The organism is Virgibacillus kimchii (genome assembly GCF_055379185.1).
On record NZ_AP043951.1, the window covers coordinates 1,524,534 to 1,541,452 of the forward strand.

General features: G+C 43.3%; 5 protein-coding genes and 4 pseudogenes. All 9 read right to left on the minus strand.

All coding sequences use genetic code 11. The features are described 5' to 3' along the window. Positions 1-195 precede the first annotated feature (195 nt). The 9 genes and pseudogenes from ACZ42C_RS07750 to ACZ42C_RS07790 all read right to left on the minus strand — a co-directional run bounded on the left by ACZ42C_RS07750 (position 196) and on the right by ACZ42C_RS07790 (position 16,815). On the minus strand, positions 196-783 hold the full coding sequence (locus tag ACZ42C_RS07750; protein ID WP_461183396.1) for a hypothetical protein: 588 nt from the start codon (positions 781-783) through the stop codon (positions 196-198). Positions 784-792: 9 nt separating this feature from the next. Further along, a pseudogene (locus ACZ42C_RS07755) lies at positions 793-1,443 on the minus strand (peptidase S8); the annotation flags it as partial. A gap of 114 nt (positions 1,444-1,557) precedes the next feature. Then, positions 1,558-4,407, minus strand: a pseudogene (locus ACZ42C_RS07760) (S8 family serine peptidase); the annotation flags it as partial. 627 nt (positions 4,408-5,034) lie between these two features. Then, on the minus strand, positions 5,035-5,622 hold the full coding sequence (locus ACZ42C_RS07765; protein WP_461183397.1) for a hypothetical protein: 588 nt from the start codon (positions 5,620-5,622) through the stop codon (positions 5,035-5,037). 9 nt (positions 5,623-5,631) lie between these two features. Further along, positions 5,632-6,282, minus strand: a pseudogene (locus ACZ42C_RS07770) (peptidase S8); the annotation flags it as partial. Positions 6,283-6,396: 114 nt separating this feature from the next. Continuing rightward, positions 6,397-9,249 (minus strand): annotated as a pseudogene (locus tag ACZ42C_RS07775) (S8 family serine peptidase); the annotation flags it as partial. A 638-nt stretch (positions 9,250-9,887) separates the two neighbouring features. Further along, a complete protein-coding gene (locus ACZ42C_RS07780; protein WP_461183392.1) occupies positions 9,888-10,301 on the minus strand; it encodes a hypothetical protein in 414 nt (137 codons plus the stop codon). A 65-nt stretch (positions 10,302-10,366) separates the two neighbouring features. Further along, the gene (locus ACZ42C_RS07785) at positions 10,367-13,207 is read right to left on the minus strand and encodes a gamma-glutamyltransferase (RefSeq protein WP_461183393.1); all 2,841 of its coding nucleotides are present in this window, start codon (positions 13,205-13,207) and stop codon (positions 10,367-10,369) included. A 98-nt stretch (positions 13,208-13,305) separates the two neighbouring features. After that, positions 13,306-16,815: an N-acyl-D-amino-acid deacylase family protein gene (locus ACZ42C_RS07790; protein ID WP_461183394.1), complete on the minus strand. Its 3,510-nt coding sequence runs from the start codon at positions 16,813-16,815 to the stop codon at positions 13,306-13,308. Positions 16,816-16,919 lie beyond the last annotated feature (104 nt).

Sequence of the window (16,919 nt, forward strand, 5' to 3'; positions counted from 1 at the left end):
CTTTGAATAATATAATAAAGATAAAATAAAAAATGATACATTTGTACCAGCTATAATTTGCAAAACACAACTAACTGATCAACTGCCACTCATTTAGTATTTCACGAATCAAAAAAGTTGCAGAGACTAATCAGTGTCTCTGCAACTTTTGTTTATTTATTCTTTTAGTAAAAGGTAAACCGTTCCATGTTTGAATTAATCTTCAAGATTAATAAATAGTTTACCTTCTGCCTGTTTTCGGCTTTCATTGCCAAAGCTGTCTTTGGCGATTACTTCGATTACTGCTCCGTCAGCATAAGCATTGCGTGGTACCGTCCAGTAGCCTACATAATTACCAGGTGTGGTTTCCATCATTGGTAATTCTGTGGCATTCATGATACCCATACCAAAGTCCGTTAATGGCATATGCACCACAAAGCTGGTACGCAGTCCCGGATCACTTTCAAACTCTATCATCACGGATTGACCTGTTTCAAGCTCTACATGTTCATCCGGTGTTAAGTTGAAAATTTCCGGTGCAGTATAATCAGCATATACAGTAACCGTTTCGGTTGTTGTATTTCCAGCCAGGTCAGTAGCTTCAACTTCAATCACATTTTCCCCTTCATCAAGCAGGATACGTTGTGAGAACTCGCCGTTGGAAACAGCTGTTTCCTGACCGTTTACAGTAACTGTATCAAGATGGTCATCACTTACCGTTCCTTCCACTGTTGCGGTTTCACGGTTCGTATTTTCACCGTCTTCCGGACTGGTAACTGTCAGATCCGGTGCTTCGGTATCCAGCGTTACTGTTACCGGGTCGGATTCATCAGCCTGTTCTCCATTTACATACGTTACAGCAGTGAATTCATTTTCACCTTCAGTTAACGTAGCATCCACGGAAAATGTGCCTTCTTCACCGATTTCCACAGTACCGGCTTCTTCTCCATCATGCAGTACTTCTACCGTTGTTTCCGGAGTTGCATCACCTTCTACAGTGACCTCTGCTTCATTGGTAACCAATCCATCTTCCGGAGAAGTGATTTCAGGCGTTTCCACTTCATAAGCTACCCGGGCACGGATCATGTAGTTACCTTCATCAAGCGGAGATTGTGACCATACGCCGCCGACTTCCTGATAGCTTCTTTCGGCATTCGGTCCATCTTCATCTGTCGCCAGTCCAGGTGAGCCCGTGTTGTCCTGTAATTGATGATAGACCATGAAGAAGTCACCGTCGACTTGAATACTTTCTTCACGCAGATCAACAACAGTCCATTCATCCAGATCACGGATTGCCTCTGCTTCGACCGGTCCTGCCAGTATTTCATCTGGCATACCGTCATCGCCGGCTGACCAAACCTCAACCGCGAATGGTGTACCGCCCGGTGAAGGGAAGTCTGTATCATGGAATTGGAAAACGCCATCTGTTACAAGTGCAGAATCCCTGTCTTCAGGCAAGCTCATTTTTACTGCCCATTTGTTGCCTGCGTCAAAGAATGCACGTGCGTTTTCCGCTGTACCATCATCATAATAGATTTCCCCGCCCGGTACAGTAAAGAATGGCTCCAGCTCAATATCAAGGGATACATCCCCGTCAATTGTTACTTCTACATCTTTAGAGTAGAAGTCCTGAGCAATCACTCTCAATGTGTAGTCGCCTTCATATCCGGTAATGTCATAATTTCCATCAGCATCCGTTTCTACTGGATCAACGTTTGCATCTTCCACCAGCAGAATCGTTGCTCCTTCAATCGGATTACCGGAATTTTCACTTGTAACAGTTCCGCTTACAGTACCTTCCGGAAGCTCTTCTAATGTAAAGTTTGCTTCGGTCGTACGATCTTCTTCCACTGTTACTGTTTGCTCTTCAGAATAGAATCCGTATGCTTCAGCTACTACAGTAAACTCACCTGCAGCATTCATTAATGAATAGGAACCATCCTGTGGATTTGTATTCGTAGAACGACCGCTTTCCAGCACACTAACCTGTGCAGCCAACGGAAGTCCTCCGGCATCCTGTATACCATCAGCCACTTCATCAGCAGCCTCTGCTTTTTCAGCAGTTTCCGCATTTGCAGATTCGCTATTTAAATTCTCTTTTTCTTTTGGTGCTGGCTGTTTAGTAAGATCCACTTTCTGTGAATCAAGATTTAAAGACTCATCAGACAGTGCCACATCGTCAATATACCAACCTGGGTAGGTGACGGAAAAATCGGAATCAAAGTGGAAACCGATATATACGCGCTGATCGCTATAATCAGATAGATCCACTTCGGCTGTTTCCCAACCATTCGTTGCACCAGTAAATGTCATTAAATCCACCCAATCTTCCTGGTCTGTGGAAATTACGACATATCCATTATCCCAGCTGTTCTCGATGTCATGCCAATTATTGAACTGTAAATATGCCTCTCCTTCAGGCAAGTCCACTGGTGGCATCATTAATATCGCATCAGAGTCGTTCGGATATTCGCCATCCAGATTCGTGGCATACACGTTATCTCCTGAAGCTGCTTCACCAGGACCGGAAGTAGGTTCGCCCCATTCCCAGCTGTCATTTTCACCAAATGAAGTCCAGCCTGCAGGATAGGATTCAAAATCCTCTTCATACCCAACTGTAATACCTTGGTGTACGTCTACTGTATATTCTTCGGTTGTAACTTCATGCCCTCCGAAGTCATTAATTACAAAGTGATAAGTGAATTCGTCACCATCAATATCCTCTCCAGGAACAGTTACAGCATATTCACCGGAACGGAAATCGCCGGAAATACGATTGGCTTCCACTACTTCGTCGCCATAATGTAGTTCCACGGAAGTTACACTTACGTTATCACTTGCATGAATAGTCAGATCCAGATCCATACCTTCGTATGTTTCTGCAGGTGCTTCATGTTCATAGGTCGGAGCTTCATTATCTTCCCCATCCATGGTCACCTGACCTTCAATCGTACCAAGCCCTGAGATAACAGTGGAAACTGCTGCATATGCGTCAACAATTCCATGTCCATAACCGTTATTTGGAGACTCAGGAAAAGAATCATCTGTCCCGGCTTCCGAATCAGCCATTTCCATTAAAATATCTTCCATCGTATCAACATCCAGGCTTGCATTTGCAGACCTTAATAATGCTACTACCCCAGCAACTGCCGGAGATGCCATGGAAGTACCACTCATACCATCATATCCACCGCCGGGCACGGTAGATCGAATTCCTTCACCCGGTGCTGCTATATCCGGCTTGATCTCATCATAAGGAGAAGGTCCTTCCAATGAAAAGCTTGATTTATTGTCACTGTTGTTGGTGGAACCTGCAGCAAATGATTCCGGATAGTTTGCAGGTACGGCTACAGATCCCGGGCCACCCGGATTGGTCAGCGTTGTATTTCCAGCTGCAAAGGCAGGGAAAATATCTGCTGCTCTCCATGCAGTAACCGCATCACGGTACCATTCATCCAGTCCCGGTCCGCCGCCCCAGGAGTTATTTACTACGTCAGGCGCCTTTGTTACGTCGTCACCCGGTGCCAAAATCCACTGGGCTGCAGCCAGCAGGTCTGTATCATAAGCACCTGAATCAGTAAACGCCTGTACGGAAATCCACTGTGCACCCGGAGCCACACCTACCTGGTTAGATCCGTCCGCTTCGCTTCCAACCATGGTTCCGGTTACGTGTGTACCATGTCCCTGGTTATCATATGGTACTTCTTCTTCATTTACCGGATCGAAGAAGCTGTACGTATGGTCAACCTCTCCGGTTGCAGGGTCATAACCACGGTATTTGTCCTGCAGTGCAGGATGCTCCCAATCAGCACCGGTATCGATGCTCGCTACTACCGTTCCCTGACCGTCAATACCCATGTCCCAGACATCCGGTGCACTTACACGGTCCACATTCCACTCAATTTCATCTGTATCGTTTTGTGGAACCTCCACATTTGTATCTACCGCTTTAATTAATTCACGCTGTTCATTCGGCAATAGCTTTTCCACGTCAGAGAAGGATACTAATTTTTCAGCTACTTCTTTTGTGGCGGTAACTGCCATTCCGTTAACAATATGATAGGAACGAATATCTTCAGCATTCCCTATTTCTTTCTGTTCTTCAAGGAACTGCTTTACTTTCTTTTGTGATTCCATCGCTGTTGATTTCAACTCGGAAACCACGGCAGAACGCTGAGCATGTTCCTGGCCCATGGCAGAAAGATTTGCTTTTTGTGCACTTTCTTTCGCTTCCTGGGCAACCCCCATTACATCTGCTTTTTCCGTAAACTTGATTAAGAACGTTACCTTCTCTTCGTTCTCCAGTTGATCTTGTAAGCTACTCGTGACTTTATTCTGCACTTTCACTTTTGAATCGTTAAGAGATTGACTCACCTTCCCATTTGTTTCTGCAAAAGTCAATCCTGGTGTAATTAATGAAAATATCATGATGATCGTGGCAAGAATACTAAATGCCCGAACCTGTCTTTGTTTTTTTCTCAAACTTTTTCCTCCCTTCGATTTTAAACCCTTTAAAAGATTTGATCCTCCTTTCCCAACCTCATTTACCAATCCTTTAATCTATCAGGTTGGTCTGCGTTGCTAGTTTCACTATAGTAGAGATGCTAGTAGAATGATGTCGAATTATGTCGATAAAAATTCAATAATTCAAAATTGAATAATTAGTACTAATCTTATAATAGGAAAGAATAACCACATTTTAGTTTTGAAGTATTGTAGAATTCCGGCAACAAAGGTTTTGGCAGATTTTTTTAAAATTAAAATTATTTTTACGTAGGTATTTGGGATAAAAAAATGATTATAAATTACTAAACATATACAATTAATTACAAATAATTTAGTGATTATGATAAAACAGTATAGAACCCTCTGAATTAATTCATACTTTTTTATCATATAACAAAGAAACCGGGATAAAAGAATCATCATTAGATAAGGCCCAGTTGGAAAGGCGGAATAGTTTCCTGCTAAGACGCAAAAAAGAATGCAGAGACATAAAGCAATGTCCCTGCATTCTTCCTGTAACCATGCCCCAACACAAAAACCTCTTTCAGGTTAATCTTCAAGGTTTATAAACAATTTGCCATCTGCCTTTTCACGGGTTTCGTTGCCAAAACTGTCTTTTGCTATCACTTCGATTACTGCTCCGTCAGCATAAGCATTGCGTGGAATGGTCCAGTAACCTTCATATTTTCCTTCTGTTGTTTCCATCATCGGTAATTCGGTAGCATTGTCTGCTTGTATACCAAAGTTTGTTAATGGCATGTGAACGACAAAGCTTGCAGTAAGGCCAGGCTCACTTTCAAATTCCACCGTCACAGTTTGACCGGTTTCAAGATCTTTGTCTTCATTCGGTGTTAAGTTGAAAATTTCCGGTGCTGTGTAGTCTGCGTACACCGTCATTGTTTCGGTTGTTGTATTTCCAGCCAGGTCAGTAGCTTCAACTTCAATCACATTTTCCCCTTCATCAAGCAGGATACGTTGTGAGAACTCACCGTTGGAAACAGCTGTTTCCTGGCCATTCACCGTAACGGTGTCAAGGTGGTCATCACTTACCATTCCTTCCACTGTTGCGGTTTCACGGTTCGTATTTTCACCGTCTTCCGGACTGGTAACTGTCAGATCCGGTGCTTCGGTATCCAGCGTTACTGTTACCGGATCGGATTCATCAGCCTGTTCTCCGTTAACATACGTTACAGCGGTGAATTCATTTTCACCTTCTGTCAATTCCGCATCTACAGCAAATGTTCCATCTTCACCGATTTCCACAGTACCGGCTTCTTCTCCATCATGCAGTACTTCTACCGTTGTTTCCGGAGTTGCATCACCTTCTACAGTGACCTCTGCTTCATTGGTAACCAATCCATCTTCCGGAGAAGTGATTTCAGGCGTTTCCACTTCATAAGCTACCCGGGCACGGATCATATAGTTACCTTCATCAAGCGGAGATTGTGACCATACGCCGCCGACTTCCTGATAGCTTCTTTCGGCATTCGGTCCATCTTCATCTGTCGCCAGTCCAGGTGAGCCCGTGTTGTCCTGTAATTGATGATAGACCATGAAGAAGTCACCGTCGACTTGAATACTTTCTTCACGCAGATCAACAACAGTCCATTCATCCAGATCACGGATTGCCTCTGCTTCGACCGGTCCTGCCAGTATTTCATCTGGCATACCGTCATCGCCGGCTGACCAAACCTCAACCGCGAATGGTGTACCGCCCGGTGAAGGGAAGTCTGTATCATGGAATTGGAAAACGCCATCTGTTACAAGTGCAGAATCCCTGTCTTCAGGCAAGCTCATTTTTACTGCCCATTTGTTGCCTGCGTCAAAGAATGCACGTGCGTTTTCCGCTGTACCATCATCATAATAGATTTCCCCGCCCGGTACAGTAAAGAATGGCTCCAGCTCAATATCAAGGGATACATCCCCGTCAATTGTTACTTCTACATCTTTAGAGTAGAAGTCCTGAGCAATCACTCTCAATGTGTAGTCGCCTTCATATCCGGTAATGTCATAATTTCCATCAGCATCCGTTTCTACAGGCTCCACATTGGCATCTTCTACAAGAAGCAGTGTGGCTCCTTCAATCGGATTACCAGAATTTTCACTTGTAACAGTTCCGCTTACAGTACCTTCCGGAAGCTCTTCTAATGTAAAGTTTGCTTCGGTCGTACGATCTTCTTCCACTGTTACTGTTTGCTCTTCAGAATAGAATCCGTATGCTTCAGCTACTACAGTAAACTCACCTGCAGCATTCATTAATGAATAGGAACCATCCTGTGGATCCGTGTTGGTGGAGCGACCAGTTTCAAGTACACTTACCTGTGCCTCCAATGGAAGTCCGCTCTGATTAGATAATTCTGTTGTAACTGCAGTCTCTACAGCAGAAGTACTTTCAGATTCACTTTTTGCCTTGCTTCTTTCATCCGTCATTTCACCGGTAGCATTGAATAATCCGATATTTGCGGCGTCCTGGTCCAATGATTCATCGGATAGAGCTACATCGTCTATATACCATCCATCATAATGAACAACTGCAGTGCTGTAGAAATAAAAAGCAATATATACACGTTGTTCAGCATAATCGCCTAAATCTAATTCAAAAGCTTCCCAACCATCACTTTCTCCTTCAACAAGCGCAAGCTCTTCCCAATTCTCCTGATCAGTGGAGATCATCACCTGTCCATAATCCCAACTTGCATGCGTATTATGCCAATGCATAAACTGCAGATACGAATCACCCTCAGGCAAATCAATCGGAGGCATTTCTAACATCGCATCGCTATTCGGACCATGATCTCCGTCCAGAATAGTGGCATACACATTTTCACCTGAGTAAGCTGAATCCGGTCCATAAGTCGAAGTCGGTATGCCCCATTCCCAAGTGTTAATATCTCCATAGGACGTCCATCCAGTTGGTGGACTGCTTCCTTCAAAGTCTTCAAAGTAGCCAACCGTAATCCCCGGCTCTACATTTACGACATATTCTTCTGTCGTAACTTCATTGTCTCCAAAATCATTTATGACAAAATGATACGTGAATTCATCGCCAGCAATATCCTCTCCAGGTACCGTCACAGCATATTCACCGGATCGGAAATCCCCGGAAATTCTCGGCATGTCAACCACTTCGTCATCATAATGCAGTTCAACAGAAGTAACACTTATATTATCACTTGCTTCGATGACTAGATCCAAGTCCATGCCTTCATAGGTTTCGGCGGGCGCATCATGGTTATAGGTCGGAGGTTCAGTGTCCTCCCCGTCCATCGTCACCTGACCTTCAATCGTACCCAATCCGGAAATTACAGATGACACAGCTGCATACGCATCAACCAGCCCGTATCCATACCCGTTATTCGGAGACTCAGGGAATGAATCATCTGTTCCTGTTTCAGAATCTGCCATTTCCATTAAAATTTCTTCCATTGTGTCCACATCAAGACCTGCGTTAGCTGACCTCAAGAGTGCTACTACGCCGGCAACCGCTGGTGAGGCCATGGAAGTACCACTCATGCCACCATATCCGCCACCCGGCAATGTAGAACGTATACCTTCACCAGGAGCCGAGATATCCGGCTTAATTTCATCATAAGGAGATGGCCCCTCTAATGAAAAACTGGAAAGTGCATCACTTGAGTTGGTGGAACCAGTTGCAAATGATTCCGGATAATTTGCAGGAACTGCAACGGACCCAGGTCCTCCCGGATTGGTCAGCGTTGTATTCCCGGCTGCAAATGCAGGGAAAATTTCCGCTGCTCTCCATGCAGTAACCGCATCACGGTACCATTCATCCAGTCCCGGTCCGCCGCCCCAGGAATTATTGACAACATCCGGTGCTTTTGTTACATCATCACCAGGTGCCAGTATCCACTGCGCTGCATCGAGCAAATCCGCATCATAGGCTCCAGAAGGGGTAAATGCCTGGACAGAAATCCACTGAGCACCAGGTGCTACACCTACCTGATTCGAACCATCCGCTTCACTTCCGACCATTATACCGGTCACGTGCGTACCATGATCCTGATCATCATACGGCTCCTCTTCTCCATTAACTGGATCATAGAAGCTGTACGTATGATCTACTTCTCCGGTTGCAGGGTCATAGCCGCGGTATTTGTCCTGCAGTGCAGGATGTTCCCAGTCAGCGCCGGTATCAATGCTCGCTACTACCGTTCCCTGACCATCTACGCCCATATCCCATACAGCCGGTGCACCAACGCGGTCAATGTTCCATTCAATTTCCGCTGGGTCATTTTGCGGTACATCCGCATCGGCATCAGCCACTTCGATCAATTCCCGCTTCTCATTAGGCAAAAGCTTTTCTACATCGGAGAAAGAAGCCAATTTATCAGCAACTTCTTTCGTCGCAGTAACGGCCATACCGTTCACAATATGGTAGGAACGAATGTCCGCTGCATTACCTATTTTCTCTTGATCTTCCAGGAACTGCTTTACCTTTTGCTGTGATTCCATTGCAGTAGATTTTAATTCGGAAATCACCGCAGAACGCTGTACATGTTCCTGGCTCAGCGCGGAAAGATTTGCATTTTGGGCACGCTCTCTCGCTTCTTGAGCTGCTTCCATAACATCTGCTGTTTCCGCAAACTTAATTAGAAATGTTACTTTGTCTTCATTTTCAAATTGATTTTGCAGGCTGCCAGACATTTTATTTTGAACATTTACTTTTGAATCATTCAGTGACTGACTCACTTTTCCATTTGATTCCGCAAAGCCTAAACCTGGTGTTATTAATGAAAAAATCATGATGAGCGATGCAAAAATACTAAATGCCCGAACCTGTCTTTGTTTTTTTCTCAAACTTTATCCTCCCTTCGATTATGAACCCCTTGAAACTGACCTGCCCTCCTTTTCCAATTTATTTCAACTCTGGCAATCTGCCAGGTTGTCCTGATGCTAGTTTCAATATAATAAAAAAAGCAGTAAGGATGTGTCGAAATATGCCTATAATTTTCTAATGATTCCAAATTGATAAGTAAGTACTAGTTTTAAATTACTGAAAAATAGGAAGGAAGCAGGAAGACCATTTTAGTTAGAAAGCGTCATTACTGGTTTTTTCACTGGAAGTCAGAATATGAAAATTATATGAGAATATATAAGAAAGTTTAAAATGAGAGTAAATGACTAAATATTTACAAAGAATTACTAATGGAAGTTTAAACTGGGTTAATTTACACGTTAATTACCACCAAACCGGCTAGATTCAATAATACTTTTCTATCAGTAATAAAAGAAAACAGGATGAAAGAATCACGAATCACAAATTTAACACCGGAACGGTTCTTCTAGTGCAACAAAAGCAATTTAGTCATGCAATTCAACTTTCAACCCATTTAGCACCATTCGATTAATAGATAAACGAATATTTACCCATCCGACATCTTCTAACCATGAATATTAAAAAAGATAACAGTGCTTTGGAGGGGTTTGGATTTTTTGACACACAGGACGAGAACTGTTTTGAAGAATGTCCATATTGTTATTAAAGAGATACTCCCTGTGATGCAAAAACTGTCACAGGGAGCAAACTTCTTATTGATCCAATCCCTCATAACCGGTGTAGCACGGCCAAATGCACTTCCATTACCCTGCATTCGTTCGGCGATCATGACTTTACCAATATTGTCTTCTATGCTGTAGATTGCTCCAGCCGGATTGCTTGGCCATGTATGAAGATTGGAAAAAAAGGAGGAGCACCATGATGCTCCTCCTTTAAAATTATGATAGTAAGCATACTTTATTTTTAGTAACATATCTGCTTCAGTCTCTATAGCGTTATAAGCCTTTTCTGAAAACAATTCTTCCTACAATCGATTCTCCTTATACCTGCCGCCAAGGTATAAGGATAAATTAATCTATTAATCTACTCCCACACATCAAGCAAATGATCCGCATGCATCTTCAACTCCTCGGCAGCACCTCCAGCAATTAAACCTTTCTCTTGCTGATGGTCCACCAGTAGTATAAAGCTTTTCATATGCTTAATAGCTTTATCTATTGTTCCAGCATGTTCATATTGCTCTATCGCAGTCAAATGTGTACTAAGCAATCGGGCTGTTTCCTCATCAGTAATTTCCCCATTCGTTTCATACGCTTCAACCAGTTCCTTCATCAAAGCAACACTGGATTCTTCTGGAGGACTTGGATCTTCTATGTCATCCTTATCTATTGCCATGGCGCTCCCTCCACCTCTTCTTTCCGGCTCTGAAGCTGCCCGGATATTTCCATCCTCCAAGAATTCAAGACCATTTGCTGCACTAATTCCCTGTACAGCATTATCTGCAATAAAAGTATGTCCCATATTTTCCAACTCGTCGAGGAGCATTCCATACTTATCCAGATAAACCCCTTCATATTGCGTACTGGCATGACTTAAATTACGCTGGGACAAACGGGGCTCGTCAATTGCTTCAGGCAATGTCATATTAAAATCAAGCAGACTGATAATAATCTGTAAATTTGTTGTAATAATTCGGTTGCTGCCAGGTGAACCAATCGTCATTACCGGGTCTCCATCTTTTGCCACAATTGTAGGAGTCATGGCACTCAACATGCGAAGATTCGGTCTAGGTGCATTTGGATGATCCGGATCCTGCATTGGTGTTCTTCCGGAAAAACCGTTGTTTAAAATAAACCCATAACCTGGAACAACCATACCATTTCCTGCAATACTGTTAATTGTTTTCGTATAGCTCACAACATTACCATCACCATCAGCAACAGATAAATGGATGGTTTCTGTTGGTATTTCTTCTTCCGCTTCCTGGGAATCAGCTGCATCCTGCTCCAGTAGTGTCAACGGTGCTGCAGCATTTTGTTGCAAGGTCATCAATTGTGTATCATCAGCCAAATCATTGACAGTAATCTGATCAAATTGAACTGTGTTGCCACTATCGTGATCAAAATTAATAATACTCAATAGTGCTCTCCCTAGAGCATTATTTTCTTTCTCATCTTCAGAAAATTCATGCGCAACATCCCAGTCATCCGGCTCCTCCATATCATCATTCCAAAGGCGAACGCCAAGGTGATCACCTTCCGCTCTGAGTCTTAACCAATGCCAGTCAGTGGATAAATCCGTATTCACACTACCAAATGTGGTAGAGCTGCCATCCTCTCTTCCCCGTAAAATCAAATTTTGATTATTAGCTCTCAATTCAATTCCATACCCATTTTCCGCCATGGAACTTCCGGAACTGAACCGATCCGCCTGAATCCAAAGACGTAAACGCTGATCGTTACCAAGTTCATTAAACCGGAACTTTACCAATAGCTCACTCTCATTCACAGCCCCCATATCCGGCGTAATCAACCCGTAAGCACTGCCATTGCCCTGAAGCCGCTCATCCATTACTACCTGCCCAGTGTTACCCTGGATGCTAAATGTTGCTCCAGGAGGTGTTCCCGGCCATGAATGGAGATTTGCAAAAGCAGTCGAGTCCCATCCTTCTCCATTATTTCCTTCAAAATCATGATGGAAAGCAATGCCTTCTTCCGGCGGCTCCGGCTGCTTCTCCGGATCTTCATCATATGGCCATGGGTTTCCTGGTGCAACTTGGCCTATCGTTGCATGATCATCAGATATGTTGTATCTTCGCTCAGCAGCATAACCTTTTGACATTAAGCCATCTACCGGAATTAGGGTATGTGCAGGGTCCCCCATGTACATACTGCGATCGGCAAATGCATATCGGGAAGCTTCCAAAAAGTAATGATAGGCTTCAGCTTTAGACATATCACCCAGGTCATAAGCCTCCAATATATTTAATATCTCACTGATCGTTACACCACTTGATGTAGGAGGCACACTATAAATGTCAAAATCACGGTATGCCGTATGAGTCGGTTCTTTATGGATTACTTCATAATTTTTCAGATCATCCATGGACATATTTCCCGGCAAAACTTCCCTTTCTGGATTATCCACAACTGGCGGGTTATGAATGGTGTCAATAATTGCCTCAGCAATCTCCCCTTCGTAGAAAATTGCACTGCCATGTTCCCCAATTAGACGATATGTTTCAGCAAGATCAGGGTTTTTCATAACTGTCCCCGGTTCCGGCACCTCTCCATTTTCGTCAAGATAAAGTTCTGTTGAGCTATCAAAGAGGCGAAATTTATCTCTGTGTTCTTCTAACTCTCGAATGAAATTAGAATCGGCCGGAAATCCTTCTTCCGCAACTTTAATTGCCGGCTGCAGTACTTCATCCAGGCTCATTGTTCCGTGTTCTTCCAATGCTTCCTCCCAGGCTTTCACCATGCCGGGTTTACCTGTGGCCATTCCACTTGCACTCCGGACATTTGCAGGATACAGTTCTCCTGTCTCCGGATCAATATAGGAATCCGGCCCAAAGTTTTCACTTGTCTCAGTAACATGATCCAAAATCACAGATCTGGCTTCATCAGCAAGGTAAATATTCATAAAGCCGCCACCGCCAACTCCTCCGGAAAACGGGCGGGTAACACCCTGTGCCGCTGCTGCTGCAACTGCTGCATCCACTGCATTACCGCCTGCTTTAAGTATCTCAATGGCTGCATTCGAGGCTTCCGGATGCTCTGTAGACACAGCTCCACCATCACCAACAGCTGTAGGCGTTTGTCTTGGATCTCCTGAATCTCCTGCAAACCCAGTCATTGGCATGGTCATAGTTAAAAGGATGATGAAAAATACTGAAGATAATTGTCTCATTCGTTTTCGTTGCATGATAGTTCCCCTCTCACTTTTATACACTCCCTGTGACCGACTATTGTGTCACAGGGAGTGTCAGGCTTCTGTTAAACTAGTCTTCATCCAAGCTCAAATCATTCCCAAAACTCAATCAGATTTTCTGCATGGGAAGTTAATGTGGCAGCTGCTTCATCAGAGATCAATCCATCTCCCTTATAATGAACAAGCAATTCATCTTTAAAGCTGTTCATATGACTAATAGCTTTGTCCAATTCATCATTTTCTTCATATTGATGAACAGCAGTCAGGTGAGTTTGTAACACTCTTACCGTTTCATCATCGGCTATGTCTTCCGTCTCTTTGAATTCTTCAATGAGAAGCTTGATTTCTTCAATACTTATTGGCTCTGAAGGAGGTTCAGAAGCTTCTTCACCCAATAACCCCTGTATTTGGTCCTCTCCAGGAATATCCATCGTTAAGACCGGTCTATCATCATCTATAGTTGGATCGTTTTCATCCACGGTTACTCGGAAACTTGTAAATTTGCCATTTAATATTCCAGTTCCGGTAAAGCTTATCCAACCATCGAAAGTCTGGATTCTGCCAAACTCATCGGCCATTAACTCTATTCCATCACTGGTAAAGGTCATACTCCCCAAAGCATCATAATCGCTTTCTCCTTGCTCCAAATCGAAGAAAATGGCAGACCCCGTCTCTGAGCCATCCAATGCCAGTATTTCACGGTTTTCACTTACTTCCACGTTTACACCCTGGGTCACAGGACGAGTTGGCATATTTGCTTCCACTTTTACAAACTCTCCAGGTTGAATTCCAGGCAGTTCCCCATTGTTCCAGGCTAATTCACCGTTCACCAGAACTTGTTCAATACCGTCAGCAAGTTGTCTCGGTTCCTCGAATGTTGCATTATCTATTACCGTTTCAGGGTCAAAAATAGTAATATCGGCTTTCATTCCCTTTGCAACATATCCCCTGTCAGACAGACCAATCAATGCAGCAGGTAATGAAGTCATTTTTTGTACTGCTTCTTCCCAGTCAAGGAGTCCTTCTTCCCTTACATAATGGCCTAAAACCCTTGGTTGTGTGCCATAACGTCTCGGATGAACTTCATTGGATGTACTTGCTCCACCATCAGAAGCTATCGCAACTACCGGAGATTCAATAAATCTCCTAAAGTCATCTTCGTGCCCAAAGTCATAAATGGTTCGCAAGCTTCCTTCCGTTTCCAGAATTTGCATTGTTGTTTCCCCAATCGTTAATTCTCTTTCTTCCTCCACATAAGTGAAATCCCATTCTTCGGGCTCTTCCTCAGTATCTTTCCAGATACGGGTGCTGACTTCCTCGTCTTCAGCATGAATTCTTATCGTATGCCACCCCGTATCCAAATTAGCTTCAGCTGTGTCAAGCACCTGTGTAGTACTGTCATTTCTATTAATGAATGACATTTCATTGTCTTTCATGTCTATTTCAATTCCAAATCCATTTGCAGGCAAAGCCATACCGGATTTGATTTCATCCGCTTTAGTAAAAATTCTCAGTTGCTGATCTCCACCAATTTCATCAGCTTTAAAGCGTAATAAAACATCACTGTTTTTCACATCTTCCATGTCAGGAGTAAATTTGCCATACGTACTGCAGCATAAATCGGGATTATATCCATCAAGACCTAATCTTCCCGTATTATCCTGAATGGTAAATTCGACACTGCCTTCCGGAAAGGGATGGATTTCGGTAAACTTCTCTTCATCCCAGTTATCGCCGTCACTCCCTTCAAAGTTATATTCATAATAAACTTCCTCTCCGGATGCCGATTCCACCTTGAAATCATCGAAGTAGAAGGTGTTACCGGCAGAATCAAGATTTGTAACACTTACCATTGCTTTTTGATCTTCCACCACTTCTTCTTTGGAGACGTCTATACTGGAATCCCATTCCTCCGGTTCCTCTTCATCGGATGGCCACATTTTTACTAATAACGTATCGTTTTCCAATTTTACTTTTAAATCTTGCCATGTATCCGGTTCAAGCCCGGCATTGGAAACGGTTTCATGAATGGTGGATGAACTATTTTCCCTTTCATATACTTGAATCCGATCCTGATCAAGGCGTACCGCTACACCGTAACCATTCATTGCGAAGGAGCTGCCTGAGCCAAAATTATCGGAATTAATCCATACACGTATAATTTGATTGGCCCCCATCGTATCTCCTACTTTAAAACGCATAAAGGTTTCACTTTCATCTCCCACATCAGGCATAGAGGGAGTAACCCTGCTGTAAGCACTTGAGTTTCCACTTATTCTTGGTTCAATATTTATATGTCCTGTGTTGTTATTGATTGTATGGCTTACTGCGTCTGATGGATAAGAATGCAATTCATCAAAAATGGATCTGTCCCATTCTTCTCCATCCTCCCCTTGAAATTCATAATTCCAAACTACATCTTCACTTGCGTTTTTAACGGTGATCTCCTCGATGTCAACATCAAATTCCTGTTCATAGTTCAAGTTTAAAAAAGATAGTAAAGATCTGCTTCGGGGATTACCAACTCCCGTTTCCATATAATCAGCAAGTGTCATCCTTTTTGTTGGGAAGTAAACGCCTTCAGGCCCTTGGACCCGGCTGTACATGATATCCTCAATTTCTTGTTCAATAATATCCCGGAGTTCAGGATCTGCGAACCTATCAAGCATAGCCTCTCTTCCGCCTTCTTCCGCCCATGGCGGAACAATAGCTGTCAGTCCGGTCTGGCTTCTGAGATACGGATAAATATCCGCAGCTGTATAAACACCTCTGTCATTTGCTTCATTGATTAGCTGCATCATTTCTTCCGATTTCCCCCAGTTATTTGGTCCCATCGTTTTAATGTGGGTAATCACCGGGGCTAATCCTGATTCTTCACCAATTTCAATTGTTTCTTCTGTAGCTTCAATTACTTCATTGTTTTCATTTCTTTGGTGGTTGGGGAAATTCGTTCTCCATTCCCGGGCTGCACTGACCACATCAATCACTTCATCTGTGTCCGCAAAGTAAGCCGGTCTATAGAACAAACCTGCGGAAACACCTGCAGCTCCCAATTCCATCGCTTCTGTAATTAGATGTTTCATTTCCTCAATTTCAGCATCCGTTGCTCTTCTGTCTTCATTGCCAACTACATTGCTCCAAACAGAATTAAATCCAATATAGGACCCAATATTTATTCCTAAACCTCCGTCTTCCAGGTCAATACGAGACTGGAGATCAACTGGCCCACCACCATCAGGACTTAATACTTCCATCGTAACACCTTGTGACAATGAGCTTTCGGCTTGCCTTAATGCAGACAGGTTAGCGTGACTGTGTACATCGATAAATCCAGGCGCTACGTAATTTCCCTCTGCATTGATTTCTTGATCTGCGCTAGTATTTGATAAATCACCAATTTCTGCTATATACCCATCTTTAATTGCTACATCGGCTTCATACTTTTCCAATCCTGAACCATCTATTACTGTTCCATTTCGTATAATAGTGTCAAAGCTATCACTTGTAAGCGCATTGACTGGATGAAGATCAATAATCCCAAAACTTATCAGCAAAGTGAAAATAACAAACATATGCAAATATCTTTTTGTCTTTTTAACCATTTTTAACCCTCCTTTTATGATACAGAGGAACAGCTAGCTTCTCCCATTTTAGTTTGGGACAATCTTTCAAGGGCGTTGCTGAACCCGTCCCTCTTGTCAATAAC